Below are 17,004 nucleotides of genomic sequence, written 5' to 3'. Positions count from 1 at the left end.
GGGATCATGTGGTGAGGCGGGTTTGCGCCGTGGCCGTTTCCCGCCACGCGTGGACGGCGGGCGCGAGAGGGGCGGACGAGGGTGCTCGGAGCGATAGGCCTGGACGAGATGCAGGAGTCGGCGTACCGGACGCTGGTGGCGCTGGGCGCGGCCGAGGTCGTGGATCTGGCGCACCGGCTCGCGCTGCCCGAACCCGATACGGAACGGGCGCTGCGGCGCCTGGAGCGCCAGGGCCTGGCCGCCCAGTCCTCGGCCAGGACCGGGCGGTGGGTGGCGGCCCCGCCCGGCGTCGCGCTCGGCGCCCTGCTCACCCAGCAGCGCCACGAGCTGGAGCAGGCGGAGCTGGCGGCCGCGCTGCTGGCCGAGGAGTACCGGGCCGAGGCCGCCGAGCCCGCCGTGCACGACCTGGTGGAGGTGGTGACGGGCGCGTCCGCCGTCGCCCACCGCTTCCACCAGCTCCAGCTGGGCGCGGCCGAGGAGGTGTGCGCGCTGGTCACCGGCAATCCGGTCGCGGTGACCGGGATGGACAACGAGTCCGAGGAGCGGGCCGCGACCCGGGGCGTCGCCTACCGGGTGGTCATCGAGCGCGAGGTGCTCGCCCTGCCCGCCGGGATCGTCGAGGTCACGGCGGCGCTCGGGCGCGAGGAGCAGGTGCGCACGGTCGAGCGGGTGCCCACCAAGCTGGTGGTGGCCGACCGCAGCCTGGCGATGGTGCCGCTGACCGGCCGGGACGCGGAGCCCGCCGCCCTGGTGGTGCACGCCAGCGGCCTCCTGGAGTCCCTGATGGGCCTCTTCGAGGCGGTGTGGCGGGACGCGCTACCCCTGCGGCTGGCGGGCACGGCGGTACGGGAGGAGTCGTCCGGGCCCGACGCCACGGACCTGGAGATCCTGTCGCTGCTGCTGGCCGGGATGACCGACGCCAGTGCGGCCAAACAGCTCGATCTGGGGCTGCGGACCGTACAGCGCCGGGTGAAGGGCCTGATGGAGCTGACCGGCGTCACCACCCGGCTCCAGCTGGGCTGGCACGCGTACGAGCGCGGCTGGGTGGCCCGCTAGAGCCGGGCGCCAGGGGCGGGATCCAGCCGCTCACGGTGTCCGGCTCCGCGCCCGGACCTGCGCAAACGCCCCGATTACTGCACGCTGGGCAGGTGGGCGTGTGGCAGCTCCTGGAGATGGGCCTGGTGATGCTCCTCGGACTGCTCGGCGTGCTGGTGCCCGGGGTGCCCGGGCAGGCGATCGTGTGGGCCGCCGTGGCGTGGTGGGCCCTCACCGACACCACCGGCACGGCCTGGGCGGTCCTGGCCGGGGCGACGGGCCTGCTGCTGCTCGCCCAGTCGCTCAAGCTGGTGCTGCCGCCGAGGCGTCTGAAGGCGTCCGGCGCCCCCCGGCGCTCGCTGCTCATCGGGGGCGTCGCGGCGATCGCCGGCTTCTTCCTGCTCCCGGTGATCGGCGGGATCCTGGGCTTCCTGGGCGGTCTGTACGGGGCGGAGCGGGTGCGGCTCGGCAGCCACGGGGCGGGCTGGACCTCGGCCCGCACGGTGCTGCGCTCCGGCGGCTACTCGGTCCTGGTGGAGCTCCTGGCGTGTCTGCTGGTGGTGGGCGTGTGGGCGGGCGTGGTGATCTGTGCCTGAGACCGGCGCGGACGTAGGTCCCGGGACCGGGGCGCACTGGTTCCGCGAGCCGATGACCTTCGTCGGGTACGCGTGTGACGCTGGGGCCATGACCCAATTCAGCGCGGCCGAGCGCGCGTATCTGAAGTCCCAGCGGCTGGGCCGGCTGGCGACCGTCGATCCCAAGGGCCAGCCGCAGGCCAACCCGGTCGGGTTCTTCCCGCAGGACGACGGCACGATCCTGATCGGCGGGTACGCGCTCGGCACGACGAAGAAGTGGCGCAACCTGCTGGCGAATCCGCGGCTGGCGCTGGTCGTGGACGACGTGGTGAGCGTACGGCCGTGGCGGGTGCGGGGCGTGGAGATCCGGGGCGAGGCCGAACTGCTCAGCGGGCCCCACGAGTTGGGCCCCCACTTCAGCGAGGAGCTGATCCGGGTCCACCCGGCCAAGATCCACAGCTGGGGTCTCGACGAGGAGTAGCGCCTACGCGCGGCTCGCCGGGTCGGAGCCGTCGTGCGCCGCCTCGGCGAGGCGGCGCAGCAGCGGGCCGAGCGCGACGACCGCCCGGGCCTCCTCGGCGCCGAGCGCGCCCAGGCGCCAGGCCAGCACCTCGGCCTCGGCGCGGGCGGCGTCCACCAGGGCGCGGGCGCCGCGGTCGGTGAGGACGATCCGGGCGGCGCGGCCGTCCGTGGGGTCGCTCTCGCGCCGCACCAGACCCGTCGCCTCCAGACCCGAGACGGCCGCCGTTGCGGTCGGCTGGGAGCACGGCACCCGGGCCGCGAGCGCGCCGATACGGGCGGGCCCGCTCTCGGCGAGCAGCGAGAGCAGCACGATCTGGGTGGGCTGGATCCCGTCGGCCGGGGCGGCCCGGCGCAGGCTCCTCAGCAACCGGTGGAGCGAGACCACCAGTTGCAGCGCCGCATCGTCGTCGATGATCATCGCCCGTCCGCCGCCCCCCGCACCGAATCCAGGTCAGGCGAGTCTAATGGCTGGCGCGTACATGTCGAACAGGTACCGGGCGCTGCCGCCGGGTCAGGGGCTGATCGCGAGCACCAGGTATCCGGCGAAGAGCGCCAGGTGGACGCCGCCCTGCATCAGGGTCGCGCGGCCCGGGACGAAGGTGAGGATGCCGACGCCGACGGTGAGCGCGAGCAGCACCATATGGCTGGCGCCGAGCCCGAGGACCAGCGGTCCCGACAGCCAGATCGACGCCAGCGCGACCGCGGGGATCGTGAGCCCGATGCTCGCCATCGCGGAGCCGAGCGCCAGGTTGAGGCTGGTCTGCACCCGGTCGCGGGCGGCGGCCCGGGAGGCGGCGATGGTCTCGGGCAGCAGCACGAGCAGCGCGATGACCACGCCCACGACCGACGCGGGCAGCCCGGCGGCGGCCACCCCGCGCTCGATGGTCGGCGAGACGCCCTTGGCGAGGCCGACGACCGCGACCAGGGCGACCGCGAGCAGCCCGACGCTGATCAGCGCGGTACGGGCGGACGGCGGATCGGCGTGCTCCTCCTCCAGCACCTCGCCCTGCTGGGTGACGGGCAGGAAGTAGTCGCGGTGGCGCACGGTCTGGGTGGCGACGAACAGCCCGTAGAGGGCCACCGAGGCGAGGGCGGCGAAGACGAGCTGGGCGGTGGAGAACTCCGGGCCCGGCTTGCTGGTGGTGAAGGTCGGCAGCACCAGGCTGAGCCCGGCGAGCGTGGTGACCGTGGCGAAGGCGGCGCCGGTGCCCTCGGGGTTGAAGACGGCCAGTCTGCGGCGCAGCGCCCCGACCAGGAGGCAGACGCCGACGATCCCGTTGCAGGTGATCATCACGGCGGCGAAGACGGTGTCGCGGGCGAGCGTGGCGCTCTTGTCGCCGCCGTCCGACATCAGGGTCACGATCAGCGCGACCTCGATGATCGTCACCGCGACCGCGAGCACCAGCGAGCCGAACGGCTCGCCCACCCGGTGCGCCACGACCTCGGCGTGGTGCACCGCCGCCAGCACCGCACCCGCCAGGAAGCAGGCCACCAGCGCGACCAGGCCCGAGGGCAGCGACCGTCCCCAGGTGAACGCCAGCAGCACCACGGCGAGCGCCGGCACCAGCGCCGACCACCGGTCCAGGGGGACACGGGCGAGACGGATCATGTACCGACGTTCCCAGACGGGGCCGGGCTCCGCCCGTCGGCCGACGCCGTCCGCGCGCCCCGCGCGCCCTACGCGTCGGCCGCGAGCAGGTGCTGATGCGCGTACGAGCGCCAGGGCCGCCAGAGTTCGCCGTCGCCCCCTGCTCCGCCGGAGTCCTCCCCCGGCCCTTCGCCGAACCCCACGTCCGGCTCCCCGAGCGCCCGCATCCGGATCAGCGCGACGGCGCGGGCGCCGAGGCCGGGCAGGGTGCGCAGGAACCGGACGGCCTCCTCGCGGTCGGCGCCCGCGTCCAGGCGCAGCCTGCCGTCGGCGAGCGCGGCGGCGAGCCCCGCCAGGGCCGGATCCGGGTGCGCGGCGAGCGCGGCGGGCTCCGGGAAGAGATGGGTGAGCGAGCCGCACGGCAGGTCGAGCCGCTTCCCGTACGCCTCGGTCAGCTCCTCGGCCGTGCGCCGGCCCGGGGTGCGCTCGCCGGGGGCCGCCGACCCGGACGAGTACGCCGTGCGGGCGCTGGTGGGCCGGCGCACGGCCGAGGAGCTGACCGAGGCGTACGGGAAGCGGCTCGACCTGCCGTGCGGCTCGCTCACCCCGCCCGCCCCCGCGCCCCAGGAGCCGTCGGCGCCGCAGTTGACGGGCCGCCAGCGGCTGGCGGCCGGGCTGTGGCCGCCGCGGGTGACCCGGGCCCAACTGATCGTCGCCCTGCTGCTGTGCGTCCTGGGCCTGGGACTTGCCATCCAGGTCCGCTCCACCAGCGACAACAGCGCGCTGCGCGGGGCCCGCCAGGAGGACCTGGTGCGCATCCTCGACGAGCTCGACTCCCGTACCAAGCGTCTGGAAGACGAGAAGACGCGTCTGCAAGGGCAGCGCACCGAGCTGGAGACCAGCTCGAACCAGGCGGCGGAGGCGCGCAAGCAGACCCTGGAGAAGGAGCGCCAGCTGGGCATCCTGGCCGGCACGGTCGCGGCGCAGGGCCCCGGTATCACGCTGACCATCACCGACTCCAAGAAGGCGGTCGAGGCGGACAAACTGCTCGACACCATCCAGGAGCTGCGCGCCGCGGGCGCGGAGGCGATCCAGGTCAACGACGTCCGGGTGGTCGCCAACACGTACTTCTCGGACGCGGACGGGGGCATCGAGATCGACGGCCGGAAGACCACCGCTCCCTATGTCTTCAAGGTGATCGGGAAGCCACAGGATCTCGAACCCGCGCTCAACATCCCCGGCGGCGTGGTGCAGACTCTGGAGAAGGAGCAGGCCACGGCCAGTGTGGTCCGTTCCGAGAAGATCGTCGTGGATGCCTTGCGACCGGCGAAGCGGCCTGACTACGCTCGGTCGTCCTCGCGGTGACGCGGGGCCGCATGCGAGCGACCGCACAAGGGCATGAGCTTGCGGGGGGTCGGCGCACCCAACTCGTGGTGCGTGGTGGAAACTGTTTGGCGGATACGGACGTTGTGAGGATGTCCGGGTCGGCCGGTGTGTTGATTCTGGGTTCGTCCTGCCCCACGGGCGGGTCTGTTTCGGTCAAGGGGAATCGCCCGTGAAGTTGTTTGCGAAGTTGTTCGGCAAGAGCGCACGTGAGGACGGTGCCAGCGGCTCCGCCCGGCATCGTGCCCGAGGCCGTGGACAGGCGGAGGAGCAGGGCGGCGAGCGCCCGCTGTTCCGCGATGAGGTGGGCCGCCCCGGTGGTGACATTCCGGGCGGTCCGGGCGCGTCTTCTGTTGACCCTGCCGGTCCCGGCCGCATAGGTTTCGGGGAACCATCAAGTGCGGGTGGAGGGTTTGCGCCCGACCCGTATGCGACCAGCACCCACGCGGTCCAGCCCGGGCAGGAGGATCCGTCCATGCCGGTGTGTACGAGGTGCGGGCACAGCAACGCGGCGGCCAGCCGCTTCTGTTCCAACTGCGGCGCGCCACTGCGCCCGGGCGCGGTCCCCGAGCGTGCCGCGGAGACCACGTCGACGATCTCGATCTCCGGCCTGGAGGCGTACGACTCCGAGGTGACGGGCCAGACGGCGCTGCCGTCGCTGTCGCCGGAGGCGCAGGCCGCGGTCGACGCGCTGCCGCTGGGCTCCGCCCTCCTGGTGGTGCGCCGCGGGCCGAACTCGGGCAGCCGCTTCCTGCTGGACGGCGAGCTGACCACGGCGGGCCGTCATCCGCAGAGCGACATCTTCCTCGACGATGTGACCGTGTCGCGCCGTCATGTGGAGTTCCGCCGCAACCCGGACGGCCGTTTCACGGTCTCGGACGTCGGCAGCCTCAACGGCACCTATGTGAACCGGGAGCGGATCGACTCGATCGACCTGTCCAACGGCGACGAGGTGCAGATCGGGAAGTACCGGCTGGTGTTCTACGCGAGCCAGCGCGGCGTCTGACCCTCTCCCGGACTCCGTTCGGGGGCCCCTCGGGGGAAGAGCCATCCAGGGAAGGCCCATGCTGCATACACCGACTGGCGGTGCCGGACACGGCACCGCCACCGCGGGCGACCGGCTGATGAGCATCGGCACCGTGCTGAACCAGCTGCGCGAGGAGTTCCCCGAAGTCACCATCTCCAAGATCCGCTTCCTGGAGTCCGAGGGCCTGGTGGAGCCCCGGCGCACGCCGTCGGGGTACCGCAAGTTCAGCCCCGAGGACGTGGAGCGGCTCGGGCAGGTGCTGCGGATGCAGCGCGACCACTATCTGCCGCTGAAGGTCATCCGTGAGCACCTCGACGCGCTGAGCCGGGGGGAGCAGCCCACGCTGCCCGCTCCGGGCGGAGCACGCGATCTCGCGGACGGCGGTGGCGAGGGCGACCCGGAGCGCCCCACGGCGTCCCGTGTGGGGCGTACGGAGCTTCTGGTGGCCGCTGAGGTCTCCGAGGCGGAGCTGACCGAGTGGGAGTCCTACGGACTGATCTCGGCCGGTCCCGAGGGCGGCTACGACGCGGAGTCGGTGAATGTGGCGCGTCTTGTGGCGGACCTGGGCCGATTCGGTCTGGAACCGCGTCATCTTCGCGCCATGAAGGCGGCGGCCGACCGGGAGGCCGGTCTGGTCGAACAGGTGGTCGCACCCCTGCGGCTGCACCGCAACCCGCAGACCAGGGCGCATGCGGAGGCGACGGTCAAGGAGCTGGCGGCGCTGTCCGTACGGCTGCACGCGGCCCTGGTCCAGACCGCTCTCGGGGTCCGGCTGCACTGACCTCGGGGGTCCCCGACTACCCAAACCTGCCGGGCACGTCCTAGGGTTGCTGTGTGAACGAGCTCGACGTCGTGGGTGTCCGGGTGGAAATGCCCTCCAACCAACCGATCGTGCTCCTGCGTGAAGTGGGAGGCGATCGGTACCTCCCCATCTGGATCGGTCCAGGGGAGGCGACCGCGATCGCCTTCGCCCAGCAGGGGATGGCTCCGGCGCGGCCGCTGACGCACGACCTTTTCAAGGACGTGCTGGAGGCCGTCGGCCAGGAGCTGACCGAGGTCCGCATCACGGACCTGCGCGAAGGGGTCTTCTACGCGGAGCTGGTCTTCGCCAGTGGTGTCGAGGTGAGCGCGCGTCCGTCCGACGCCATAGCGCTCGCCCTGCGCACCGGAACGCCGATCTACGGCAGTGACGGGGTGCTCGACGATGCCGGGATCGCGATTCCGGACGAGCAGGAGGACGAGGTGGAGAAGTTCCGCGAGTTCCTCGACCAGATCTCGCCCGAGGACTTCGGCACCAACAGCCAGTGAGCCGCCGCGCCGGGAGCCCCCGCTCACCGGGCGGCTCCGGCGCATTCGAGTAGCCTTTCCCCGAAGAGGGGTACGCGAAACCACTCTCAGGGTGATTATCACTCGGCGTGCCGAGTGTGGCGATCGTTGACGCACCCCGAGTGACTGCCTACCGTCGTGAGGGCAGTTCTAGGACGGAGGGTCGGCGTGAGAAGCAGCGGCGGCGACAGTACGGCAGGGGAGGCCCCCGGACGTCCGGGGGAGAGCGGGCCGTACCCGCCTCCGAGCTCTCGGCCGGGATCGAGCGGTGGCTACCCCCTTCACGACAGTGCGGACGACACCGGCACCGACACCGTCGGATACCGGGGCCCGACGGCGTGCGCGGCGGCGGGGATCACCTACCGGCAGCTCGACTACTGGGCGCGTACCGGCCTGGTCGAGCCCAGTGTGCGTCCGGCGTACGGATCGGGCACCCAGCGGCTCTACAGCTTCAAGGACGTCGTAGTCCTCAAGATCGTCAAGCGTTTCCTGGACACCGGGGTCGCCCTCCAGAACATCCGCACCGCCGTGCAGCACCTGCGCGAGCGCGGCTTCCGCGATCTGGAGCGGATGACGCTGATGAGCGACGGGGCCACCGTGTACGAGTGCTCCTCGCCCGATGAGGTCGTCGACCTGCTCCAGGGCGGCCAGGGCGTCTTCGGCATCGCGGTCGGCGTGGTGTGGCGCGACGTCGAGGCGGCGCTGTCCCAGCTGCACGGCGAGCGGGTCGACACCGGCGAGACGCTGGTCCGCCCCAACCCCACCGACGAGCTCGCCCGGCGCCGCAACCGCGCGGTCTGAGAGCCCGTCTTCGAACCCCCGTCGTCCGAGGCTCCGAGGGGCCGCCGGGCCGCCCAGGGCCGATTGTCAGTGGCGTGAGGCAGCATCGGTGGTGTGAGAGCCGCGCCGACCATTCTGCATCTGGACATGGATGCCTTCTTCGCCGCCGCAGAGCAGGCGTCGAAGCCCAGCCTGCGCGGAAAACCCGTGATCGTGGGCGGCCTGGGACCGCGCGGTGTGGTGGCCACCGCGTCGTACGAGGCACGGCGCTTCGGCGCCCGTTCCGCGATGCCGATGGCCCAGGCGAGACGGCTGTGTCCCCATGGCGCCTACCTCGTCCCGCGCTTCGGCTTCTACCGGTCGATCAGCGAGCAGGTGATGGAGTTGCTGGGGCGGCTGTCGCCCCTGGTGGAGCCGCTGAGCCTCGACGAGGCCTTCGTGGACCTGGAGGCCGGGGGAGTCGCGTGGGACGCTCAGTCGGCCCGTGAGGCCGGTCAGCGGCTGCGTACGGACATCCTGGCGGTGACGGGTCTGACCGGGTCGGTGGGGCTCGCCGGGTCCAAGATGCTGGCGAAGATCGCCTCGGAGGAGGCGAAGCCGGACGGGCTGGTGCTCATCGAGCCCGGTACCGAGCGGGAACTGCTCGCCCCGATGCCGGTCAGGACGCTGCCCGGCGTGGGGCCCGCGACCGGGGAGCATCTGCGCAGGGCCGGGATGACCACGGTCGCGGATCTCGCCGAGGCGGGCGAGGACGAGCTCGTACGGCTCCTGGGCAAGGCGCACGGGGCCTCGTTGCACCGGATGGCGCTCGGGCTCGACGACCGGCCGGTGGTGGCCGAGCGGGACACCAAGTCGGTGTCGGTCGAGGACACCTTCGACGTGGACCTGCACGACCGGGTGCGGGTGATGAACGAGGTGGCCCGGCTCGCCGACCGGTGTGTGCGGCGCCTGCGGGAGTCCGGGCACTCGGGCCGCACGATCGTCCTGAAGGTCCGCCGGTTCGACTTCTCGACGCTGACCCGGTCGGAGACGCTCAGAGGGCCCACGGACGACCCCGCGGTGGTGCGCGAGGCGGCCGGCCGGCTGCTCGACTCGGTGGACACCACGGGGGGTGTGCGCCTGCTCGGGGTCGGGGTCAGCGGCCTGGCCGACTTCACTCAGGAGGACCTCTTCGCCCAGGCGGCCGGTGAGCGGGGCACGGTCGAGGAGGCGGCCGCCGAGGACGAGGAGGGTCCGGCCGCCCCCGAGCAGCCGGAGGCAGTGGACCCGGCCGAGCGGCGCTGGACGGCCGGGCACGACGTCCACCACCGCGAGTTCGGCCCCGGCTGGGTGCAGGGCAGCGGGGTCGGGCGGGTGACCGTCCGCTTCGAGAGGGGGGCGCGGGGGATCAGGTGTCGTCCTCCTCGCCCGCGAGCCGTCCGAAGTCCCGGTCGGGGCCGGGCGGCGGATCGGGGGCGGCGATGTCCAGACCGTAGTGGTGGTAGAGCTGCAGCTCCTGTTCGGGGGAGAGGTGGCGGCCGACGCCGAAGTCGGGAGCGTCCTTGATCAGCGCCCGGTCGTAGGGGATGTGCAGGGCCTCGTCGACGAGGCTGCTGGGTTCCAGCGGGACAAAGGCGTCCCGGCTGAACAGGCCGGTGCGTACGGCGGCCCACTCGGGCACTCCGGTGGCGTCGTCGAGGTAGACCTCGTCCACCGTGCCGATCTTGTTGCCGTTGCGGTCGAACGCCTTGCGGCCGATCAGGCTGCGCGGATCGATATCGGTCTGCACGGTCCCTCCAACTGGTCGCAACTGCTCGTAAGACTACGAAAGTGCACAACGCGGGCGTCGGCCACTCGAAGGATCAGGGCCGGAACGCGCTGGTACTCTGGCGATGGCTGCTGACCCCGTGCGGGAGAGTCCTTCGGAAAGATGTCCGGAGGCGCCGAAGGAGCAAATCCTCCCCGGAATCTCTCAGGCCCACGTACCGCGCGGACGAGGTCACTCTGGAAAGCAGGACGGGGGACGTGCGGGCATACGCCTGTGCGCGCACCCCTTCCTCACCGACGGTGAAAGCCGGGACGCCCCCACGCGGCCCGGTGAAACTCTCAGGTTGAGATGACAGAGGGGGAGGCCGTCCGGGCACCCGCGCCGTGGTGCCCCTCGCAGGTCGTGCAGACCAGGAGGCCTCCGTAATGACCGCCAACCGCATGCCGCTCACCGAGCTCGAGCGTGGCATCCCCTTCGAGCAGCGTCACATCGGGCCCGATGCCGAGGCCCAGGCGAAGATGCTCGCGCAGGTGGGCTACGGCTCGCTCGACGAGCTGACCGCCGCGGCGGTGCCGGACGTGATCAAGAGCGCCGAGGCGCTGGGTCTGCCCGGCGCCCGCACCGAGGCCGAGGTCCTGGCCGAGCTGCGCACCCTCGCGGACCGCAACCAGGTCCTGGCCCCGATGATCGGCCTGGGCTACTACGGCACGTTCACCCCGCCGGTGATCCTGCGCAACGTCATGGAGAACCCGGCCTGGTACACGGCGTACACGCCGTACCAGCCGGAGATCTCGCAGGGCCGTCTGGAGGCGCTGCTCAACTTCCAGACCGTCGTCGCCGACCTCACGGGGCTGCCCACCTCCGGCGCCTCGCTGCTCGACGAGGGCACCGCGGCCGCCGAGGCGCTCGCGCTCTCCCGGCGCGTCGGCAAGGTCAAGGGCGGGGTCTTCCTCGTCGACGCGGACACCCTGCCGCAGACCGTCGCCGTCATAGAGACGCGCGCCGAGCCGACCGGTGTCGAGGTCGTCGTCGCCGACCTGAGCCGCGGCATCCCGGCCGAGGTGGCCGAGCGCGGTGTCTTCGGCGTGCTGCTCCAGTACCCGGGCGCCTCCGGCGAGGTCCGCGACCTCAAGCCGGTCATCGACGAGGCTCACGAGCTCGGCGCGGTCGTCACCGTCGCCGCCGATCTGCTCGCCCTGACCCTGCTGACCTCGCCCGGCGAGCTCGGCGCGGACATCGCGGTGGGCACCACCCAGCGCTTCGGCGTCCCCATGGGCTTCGGCGGCCCGCACGCCGGCTACATGGCGGTCCAGGAGAAGTTCGCCCGCAGCCTGCCCGGCCGCCTGGTCGGCGTCTCCGTCGACGCGGACGGCAACCGGGCGTACCGCCTGGCCCTGCAGACCCGCGAGCAGCACATCCGCCGCGAGAAGGCCACCAGCAACATCTGTACCGCGCAGGTCCTGCTCGCCGTCATGGCCGGCATGTACGCGGTCTACCACGGCCCGGACGGCCTGCGGCAGATCGCGCAGCGCACCCACCGGTACGCGGTGATCCTCGCCGAGGGGCTGCGCGCCGCCGGTGTGGAGGTCGTGCACGGCTCGTACTTCGACACGCTGACCGTGCGGGTCCCCGGCAAGGCCGCCGAGGCCGTCGCCGCCGCCCGTGACGGCGGGGTCAACCTGCACCTGGTCGACGCCGACACCGTCTCGATCGCCTGCGACGAGACCACCGACCGCGACCGCCTCGCCGCCGTCTGGGCCGCCTTCGGCGCCGAGGGCGACATCGAGGCGCTGGACGCCGCGGCCGCCGACACACTGCCGGGCGCGCTGCTGCGCGACGACGAGGTCCTCACCCACCCCGTCTTCCACCAGCACCGCTCCGAGACCGCGATGCTGCGCTACCTGCGCAAGCTCGCCGACCGCGACTACGCGCTGGACCGCGGCATGATCCCGCTCGGCTCCTGCACCATGAAGCTGAACGCGACCACCGAGATGGAGCCGGTCACCTGGCCCGAGTTCGGGCAGATGCACCCCTTCGCTCCGGTCGAGCAGGCCGGGGGCTACCTCACGCTCATCCACGAGCTGGAGGAGCGCCTGGCGGAGGTCACCGGGTACGACGCGGTGTCCATCCAGCCCAACGCCGGTTCGCAGGGCGAGCTCGCGGGTCTGCTCGCGGTCCGCGCCTACCACCGGGCCAACGGCGACGAGCAGCGCACGGTCTGCCTCATCCCGTCCTCCGCGCACGGCACCAACGCCGCCAGCGCCGTGATGGCCGGTATGAAGGTCGTCGTGGTGAAGACCGCCGACGACGGCGAGGTCGACATCGCCGACCTGCGCGCCAAGATCGAGCAGTACCGCGACGAGCTGTCGGTGCTGATGATCACCTACCCGTCCACGCACGGTGTGTTCGAGGAGCACGTCGCCGACATCTGCGGCGAGGTGCACGACGCGGGCGGCCAGGTCTACGTCGACGGCGCCAACCTCAACGCGCTGGTCGGCCTCGCCAAGCCGGGCAAGTTCGGCGGCGACGTCTCGCACCTCAACCTGCACAAGACGTTCTGCATCCCGCACGGCGGCGGCGGCCCCGGCGTCGGTCCGGTCGGTGTGCGCGCGCACCTCGCGCCGTACCTGCCGAACCACCCGCTCCAGCCGACCGCCGGTCCCGAGACGGGTGTCGGCCCGATCTCGGCCGCCCCGTGGGGCTCGGCCGGCATCCTGCCGATCTCCTGGGCGTACGTCCGGCTGATGGGCGGCGAGGGCCTCAAGCGCGCCACCCAGGTCGCGGTGCTGGCTGCCAACTACATCGCCAAGCGCCTGGAGCCGCACTACCCGGTGCTCTACACCGGTCCCAATGGCCTGGTGGCGCACGAGTGCATCGTGGATCTGCGGCCGCTGTCGAAGTCGACCGGCGTCAGCGTCGACGACATCGCCAAGCGTCTGATCGACTACGGCTTCCACGCGCCGACGATGTCGTTCCCGGTGGCCGGCACGCTGATGATCGAGCCGACCGAGTCCGAGGACCTGATCGAGCTCGACCGGTTCTGCGAGACGATGATCGCGATCCGTGCCGAGATCGAGAAGGTCGCCTCGGGCGAGTGGCCCGCCGACGACAACCCGCTGGCCAACGCCCCGCACACGGCGGCGGCCCTGGGCGGCGAGTGGAACCACGCGTACAGCCGCGAGGAGGCCGTCTTCCCGGCCGGGGTCTCGGCCGCCGACAAGTACTGGCCGCCGGTCCGCCGGATCGACGGTGCCTTCGGCGACCGCAACCTGGTCTGCTCCTGCCCGCCGCTGGACGAGTACGACAACTGACGTAGGGCCGTCTACGGCTGACATACGTCGGGGCCGGTTCGGGAGTTGTTCCCCGGGCCGGCCCCTTCTTTTGTGTGGTGCTTTTTCTTCTGTGTGGTGCTGTGCGGTGTGCGTCCGTGTGCCCGCGAGGCCGCGCTAGGCGGCCTTCGCCACCTGTCCGGCTGTCAGCGCCCGGTGCGGGGCGATGATCCGCCCGTCCGGCAGCAGCTCACCGGTGTCCTCGAAGATCAGGACGCCGTTGCACAGCAGGCTCCAGCCCTGCTCCGGGTGGTGCGCCACGAGCTGCGCGGCCTCCCGGTCGGCGGAGTCGGCTGTAGGGCAGGCTGGCTGGTGCTGGCACATGGATGCGTTCTTTCGCTGCGTCGTAGAGTTGAGTGTCCTGCGGCTCGATGCGGTGTTCATGGCCGCCCCCCGTTGGTAAGTCGGTCGGTCCGCTCCCAGTGTTGCCCCACGGGCGTCAATCCGCAGGGATTTCGCGGCACCACTTCCTACTGCATATTGACGCATCACTCGTGCGGCCGGTTCAACTCAACTGCCCTGCCTCTTCGGATGGTTCGTGGTGACCGTTACGGGCTAGCCCGTACGGAGGAGGGCACGCGCGGGCGTACGGCACAGCGCCCCGGGCCGAAGGGGGCTCCGGGGCGCTGTGGGCTCGTTCTTCCGGGCGGGCGAGCGGGGTGTCAGACCGGCTGGCTCAGCAGGGGCGCGGGCGTGAGCCGCAGGGTCATCACCGGCAGCAGCTCGGAGACCCGGTGCGGGCGGTGGGCGCAGATGCCGGGCGGCGCGGGCGCGAGCGGAACCAGGAGGTCGGCCGGGTCCAGGGTGCCGGAGGCGGGGTCGGCGGTGATGTCGCGCCGCAGCCACAGGGTGAGCATGTACAGCTCGGGGACCGAGAGCAGTCGCGGCTCGAAGTCCATGGTGAGCGCCTCCGCCTGACGCAGCGCGTGCTGGGTCGAGGCGAGGTAGGGGCCCTCGAAGAAGTGCGAGAAGGCCCAGCCGTCCGGGGTGAGCACGGTGTCCGCGGCCGCGACCGCGCTGCCCGCGTCGCTGATGAGGAAGCGCCAGCCGGCCAGCCGGGCGCGCGGGGCGCGGGCGCTCGGGGTGATCCGGTCCAGCACATGGACGGGCAGCGGGAGTTCGGGCGTCAGCGGGCCTTGCGCGGATCGCAGGGCGGGGGTGCGCGCCGCGCGGACGGCGGTGGGGGAACCGAGTGCCGCGAGGACGCTGCGCAGGGCTGGCGCGGGGGCCGGGGGGACATGCAGCGGCATGGTGGGTCGCCTCTCACTTCGGAGACACGTTGGTGCGTGGGCAGTGCGGACAGCGCTGTCTGCGGTGATACGGGGTCAGAGGGGGGCCGGGGGACAGTGGCCGGGGCGCCAACTCTCTGCCTCGTTCGCGAAGTTTAATGCAGGACCCGTCGGAGGTGACCTTGTCGGCGCGCGCCCGCTCGGCGACCGACCGGACGGCCGGGGCGACGTCGGGGGAGGCGACGAGATCCAGCCGCACCGCGGAGTCCCGGCACGAGTCGCCGAAGGAGAGCAGTCCGCTGCTCGCGGCGATGGCCGCGCCGCCCGCCACGACGAGCACGAGCAGGGTGGCGAGGGCGACCGTGCGGCGGCGGGCGACGGCCGGGCGGCCCCGGGTTCCCTCGGTCGCGTGCTCGTCGGGCAAGCTGTGACGTCCCATGGCGGTGGTGCCCTCCTTGAATCCTGAACAAGGAAAAAGGGGGACCGCACCACCGAAATGGCGCTCGCCCCCCGGCCTGTCGCGCGCGATCTTCGTACTTTCATTCGAGACCCTAGCGGGGCAGTGGTGGGCGTGGGACGGGTTCGGTCAACTGGAGGCAGGTGTGCAGGTGGAGGCGGGGCGTGTGGCTGATTCTCTTCCCGAACAGGGGGTGTCGCCGCGGATCTTGCGGTCCGAGACGGTGCTCGTGCTGGCGCTCTCGCTCGGTGCGAGCGGTGTGTCGGCGCTGATCAGCTTTGTCGGATCGCTGACCAAGCCGGGTGGCCTCAAGGACCAGGCGGCCAAACTCAACACCTCGTACGCTCCCGGGCGGCCCTGGCTGGATCTGGCCTGGCAGCTCTTCGGCATCGCGACCGCGCTGGTACCCGTGGCGCTCGTCGCGCATCTGCTGCTGCGGGAGAGGGCGGGCGGTCTGCGGGTGCTCGGCTTCGACCGCGGACGGCCGTGGCCGGACCTCGGCAGGGGGGCGCTGATCGCCGCCGGGATCGGCAGCGCGGGGCTCGGGTTCTATCTGGTGGCGCGGGCGGTCGGGGGCAATCTGACGGTCGTCCCGGAGTCGCTGCCGGACGTCTGGTGGAAGTACCCGGTGCTCGTCCTGTCGGCGGTGCAGAACGCCGTACTGGAAGAAGTGATCGTCGTCGGGTATCTGCTGCGCCGGCTGGGCCAGTTGGGGTGGACCCCGCTGGCGGCCCTGGCCGCGAGCTCGGTCCTGCGCGGCTCCTACCACCTCTACCAGGGCATCGGCGGCTTCCTCGGCAACATGGCGATGGGCGTGGTGTTCGTCCTGCTCTACCGGCGCTGGCAGCGCGTCGGGCCGCTGGTCGTGGCCCATTCCCTGCTCGACATCGGGGCGTTCGTCGGGTATGCGCTGCTCGCGGGGAAGGTGGGCTGGCTGCCGACGGTGTGAGCGCGGCGGTGCACGCGCGCGTGGATGACGGGTGCTGACAGGTAAGGGGCGTACGGCTATCGCGTACGCCCCTTACACATGCCGTCGGTGCGCCCTGCCCGCCCGCGGCTGCCTCTACGGCGCGGTGAGCAGCTCGCCCTCGATGACGGTGACCGCCGTACCGGTCAGCAGGGTGCGCTCGCCGCGCAGCGACGTGCGCACCAGGCCGGTCCGGGCGGAGGCCTGGAGGCCGGTCAGCTCGGTGCGGCCCAGGCGCGCTGCCCAGAACGGCGCGAGCGCGGTGTGCGCGCTGCCCGTCACCGGGTCCTCGTCGATGCCGACGCCGGGGAAGAAGCCCCGCGAGACGAAGTCGTAGCCGAGGGAGGGGTCATCGGCCGCGGCGGTGGCGATGACACCGCGCTTGGAGTAGGCGGCCAGCGCCTTGAAGTCGGGCGCCAGGTTCCGCACCGTCCGCTCGTCCGCCAGCTCGACGACCAGGTCGCCGATGAACTCGGAGGTGTCGTGCACGGACAGGGGCCGCGCCCCCAGCGCCTGAGGTACGCCGTCCGGCGCCTCCACCGGGGTCAGCGGCGAGGTGGGGAAGTCGAGGGTGATCGACCCGTCCTCGTGCGCGGTCGCGGAGAGGATGCCGCACTGGGCCGCGAACCTGACGGTCCCGGTCGCGGCGCCCGTCGTGTGCAGTACGTGGGCGGTGGCCAGAGTGGCATGCCCGCACATACCGACCTCGGTGGCCGGGGTGAACCACCGCAGCGCCCAGTCGGCCTCGCCGCCGGGCGGCAGCGGGTGGGCGAAGGCGGTCTCGGAGAGGTTGACCTCCCGGGCGACGTTCTGCAGCCAGGCGTCCTCGGGGAACGCGTCGAGGAGCAGGACCCCGGCCGGGTTTCCGGCGAACGGGCGGTCGGTGAAGGCGTCGACGATTCGTATCCGCATGACCAGGACGGTACGGGCCTGAGCAGGCCACCAGCCAAGGCCAATCCAAGAATATTGGCCTCTTCGGTGGCCCTTCTGGAGCCCCCTGTGGAGCGCTTTCCGTGGGCTTGTCAAGCAAGAGGCTTGC

18 protein-coding genes, 1 pseudogene and 1 riboswitch are annotated in these 17,004 nt (G+C 72.1%); of the genes and pseudogenes, 11 read left to right on the top strand and 8 right to left on the bottom strand.

Translation table 11 applies throughout. From position 1 onward, the window contains the following. Nucleotides 1-81: 81 nt before the first annotated feature. The 3 genes from A8W25_RS03375 to A8W25_RS03365 all read left to right on the top strand — a co-directional run bounded on the left by A8W25_RS03375 (nucleotide 82) and on the right by A8W25_RS03365 (nucleotide 2,091). Nucleotides 82-1,056: a helix-turn-helix domain-containing protein gene (locus A8W25_RS03375; RefSeq protein WP_067155465.1), complete on the top strand. Its 975-nt coding sequence runs from the start codon at nucleotides 82-84 to the stop codon at nucleotides 1,054-1,056. A 92-nt stretch (nucleotides 1,057-1,148) separates the two neighbouring features. Then, nucleotides 1,149-1,631 (top strand): DUF456 domain-containing protein, encoded by a 483-nt coding sequence (locus tag A8W25_RS03370; protein WP_199831651.1) that lies wholly within the window; start codon nucleotides 1,149-1,151, stop codon nucleotides 1,629-1,631. A gap of 88 nt (nucleotides 1,632-1,719) precedes the next feature. Then, nucleotides 1,720-2,091: a PPOX class F420-dependent oxidoreductase gene (locus tag A8W25_RS03365; protein ID WP_107470589.1), complete on the top strand. Its 372-nt coding sequence runs from the start codon at nucleotides 1,720-1,722 to the stop codon at nucleotides 2,089-2,091. Between the two features lie 3 nt (nucleotides 2,092-2,094). On the opposite strand, the gene A8W25_RS03360 is transcribed toward A8W25_RS03365, so the two are convergent. From A8W25_RS03360 to A8W25_RS34275, 3 genes are all read right to left on the bottom strand, one after another. Continuing rightward, nucleotides 2,095-2,550, bottom strand: coding sequence for a MarR family winged helix-turn-helix transcriptional regulator (locus tag A8W25_RS03360; protein ID WP_067155456.1), 456 nt, complete (start codon nucleotides 2,548-2,550; stop codon nucleotides 2,095-2,097). 93 nt (nucleotides 2,551-2,643) lie between these two features. After that, complete coding sequence (locus tag A8W25_RS03355) at nucleotides 2,644-3,741, bottom strand: calcium:proton antiporter (protein WP_067155453.1); 1,098 nt, start codon at nucleotides 3,739-3,741, stop codon at nucleotides 2,644-2,646. 68 nt (nucleotides 3,742-3,809) lie between these two features. Then, complete coding sequence (locus tag A8W25_RS34275; protein WP_067155450.1) at nucleotides 3,810-4,265, bottom strand: hypothetical protein; 456 nt, start codon at nucleotides 4,263-4,265, stop codon at nucleotides 3,810-3,812. Between the two features lie 40 nt (nucleotides 4,266-4,305). Between A8W25_RS34275 and A8W25_RS03345 the strand changes: the two genes are divergently transcribed. From A8W25_RS03345 to A8W25_RS03320, 6 genes and pseudogenes are all read left to right on the top strand, one after another. After that, nucleotides 4,306-5,085, top strand: a complete 780-nt coding sequence (locus A8W25_RS03345; RefSeq protein WP_234386221.1) for a DUF881 domain-containing protein — start codon at nucleotides 4,306-4,308, stop codon at nucleotides 5,083-5,085. An 82-nt stretch (nucleotides 5,086-5,167) separates the two neighbouring features. Beyond that, entirely contained in the window at nucleotides 5,168-6,109 is a 942-nt protein-coding gene (locus A8W25_RS31885; protein WP_079125779.1) for an FHA domain-containing protein, read from the top strand. A gap of 58 nt (nucleotides 6,110-6,167) precedes the next feature. Then, on the top strand, nucleotides 6,168-6,911 hold the full coding sequence (locus A8W25_RS03335) for a MerR family transcriptional regulator (protein WP_067155444.1): 744 nt from the start codon (nucleotides 6,168-6,170) through the stop codon (nucleotides 6,909-6,911). 53 nt (nucleotides 6,912-6,964) lie between these two features. Further along, nucleotides 6,965-7,438 carry a bifunctional nuclease family protein gene (locus A8W25_RS03330; protein WP_006123076.1) on the top strand — a complete coding sequence of 158 codons (474 nt, stop codon included), beginning with the start codon at nucleotides 6,965-6,967 and terminating at the stop codon, nucleotides 7,436-7,438. Between the two features lie 186 nt (nucleotides 7,439-7,624). Next, nucleotides 7,625-8,257 (top strand): MerR family transcriptional regulator, encoded by a 633-nt coding sequence (locus A8W25_RS03325; RefSeq protein WP_067155441.1) that lies wholly within the window; start codon nucleotides 7,625-7,627, stop codon nucleotides 8,255-8,257. 93 nt (nucleotides 8,258-8,350) lie between these two features. Next, nucleotides 8,351-9,610: pseudogene (locus tag A8W25_RS03320) on the top strand (DNA polymerase IV); the annotation flags it as partial. 13 nt (nucleotides 9,611-9,623) lie between these two features. Here the strand turns inward: A8W25_RS03320 and A8W25_RS34680 are convergent. Next, complete coding sequence (locus tag A8W25_RS34680; protein ID WP_067155438.1) at nucleotides 9,624-10,004, bottom strand: PRC-barrel domain-containing protein; 381 nt, start codon at nucleotides 10,002-10,004, stop codon at nucleotides 9,624-9,626. A gap of 111 nt (nucleotides 10,005-10,115) precedes the next feature. Beyond that, a riboswitch (glycine riboswitch) is annotated at nucleotides 10,116-10,213 on the top strand. A gap of 195 nt (nucleotides 10,214-10,408) precedes the next feature. Here A8W25_RS34680 and gcvP point away from each other — a divergent pair. Beyond that, entirely contained in the window at nucleotides 10,409-13,294 is a 2,886-nt protein-coding gene (gene gcvP, locus A8W25_RS03310) for an aminomethyl-transferring glycine dehydrogenase (RefSeq protein ID WP_067155435.1), read from the top strand. 135 nt (nucleotides 13,295-13,429) lie between these two features. Here the strand turns inward: gcvP and A8W25_RS03305 are convergent, their stop codons facing one another. From A8W25_RS03305 to A8W25_RS03295, 3 genes are all read right to left on the bottom strand, one after another. Next, nucleotides 13,430-13,636, bottom strand: a complete 207-nt coding sequence (locus A8W25_RS03305) for a DUF5999 family protein (protein WP_067155431.1) — start codon at nucleotides 13,634-13,636, stop codon at nucleotides 13,430-13,432. Between the two features lie 338 nt (nucleotides 13,637-13,974). Continuing rightward, entirely contained in the window at nucleotides 13,975-14,562 is a 588-nt protein-coding gene (locus A8W25_RS03300; protein ID WP_067155427.1) for a hypothetical protein, read from the bottom strand. 13 nt (nucleotides 14,563-14,575) lie between these two features. Further along, nucleotides 14,576-14,980 carry a hypothetical protein gene (locus A8W25_RS03295; protein WP_067155424.1) on the bottom strand — a complete coding sequence of 135 codons (405 nt, stop codon included), beginning with the start codon at nucleotides 14,978-14,980 and terminating at the stop codon, nucleotides 14,576-14,578. A 163-nt stretch (nucleotides 14,981-15,143) separates the two neighbouring features. Between A8W25_RS03295 and A8W25_RS03290 the strand changes: the two genes are divergently transcribed. Further along, on the top strand, nucleotides 15,144-15,947 hold the full coding sequence (locus tag A8W25_RS03290; protein WP_067155421.1) for a CPBP family intramembrane glutamic endopeptidase: 804 nt from the start codon (nucleotides 15,144-15,146) through the stop codon (nucleotides 15,945-15,947). A 114-nt stretch (nucleotides 15,948-16,061) separates the two neighbouring features. Here A8W25_RS03290 and A8W25_RS03285 read toward each other — a convergent pair whose 3' ends face one another. After that, nucleotides 16,062-16,877: a PhzF family phenazine biosynthesis protein gene (locus A8W25_RS03285; RefSeq protein WP_067155418.1), complete on the bottom strand. Its 816-nt coding sequence runs from the start codon at nucleotides 16,875-16,877 to the stop codon at nucleotides 16,062-16,064. Between the last annotated feature and the right edge of the window lie 127 nt (nucleotides 16,878-17,004).

This window comes from Streptomyces sp. ERV7 (assembly GCF_001653515.1).
Lineage (GTDB): Bacteria > Actinomycetota > Actinomycetes > Streptomycetales > Streptomycetaceae > Streptomyces.
Note: the sequence above shows the minus strand (reverse complement) of the source record. Positions and strands in the feature narration are given on the sequence as shown.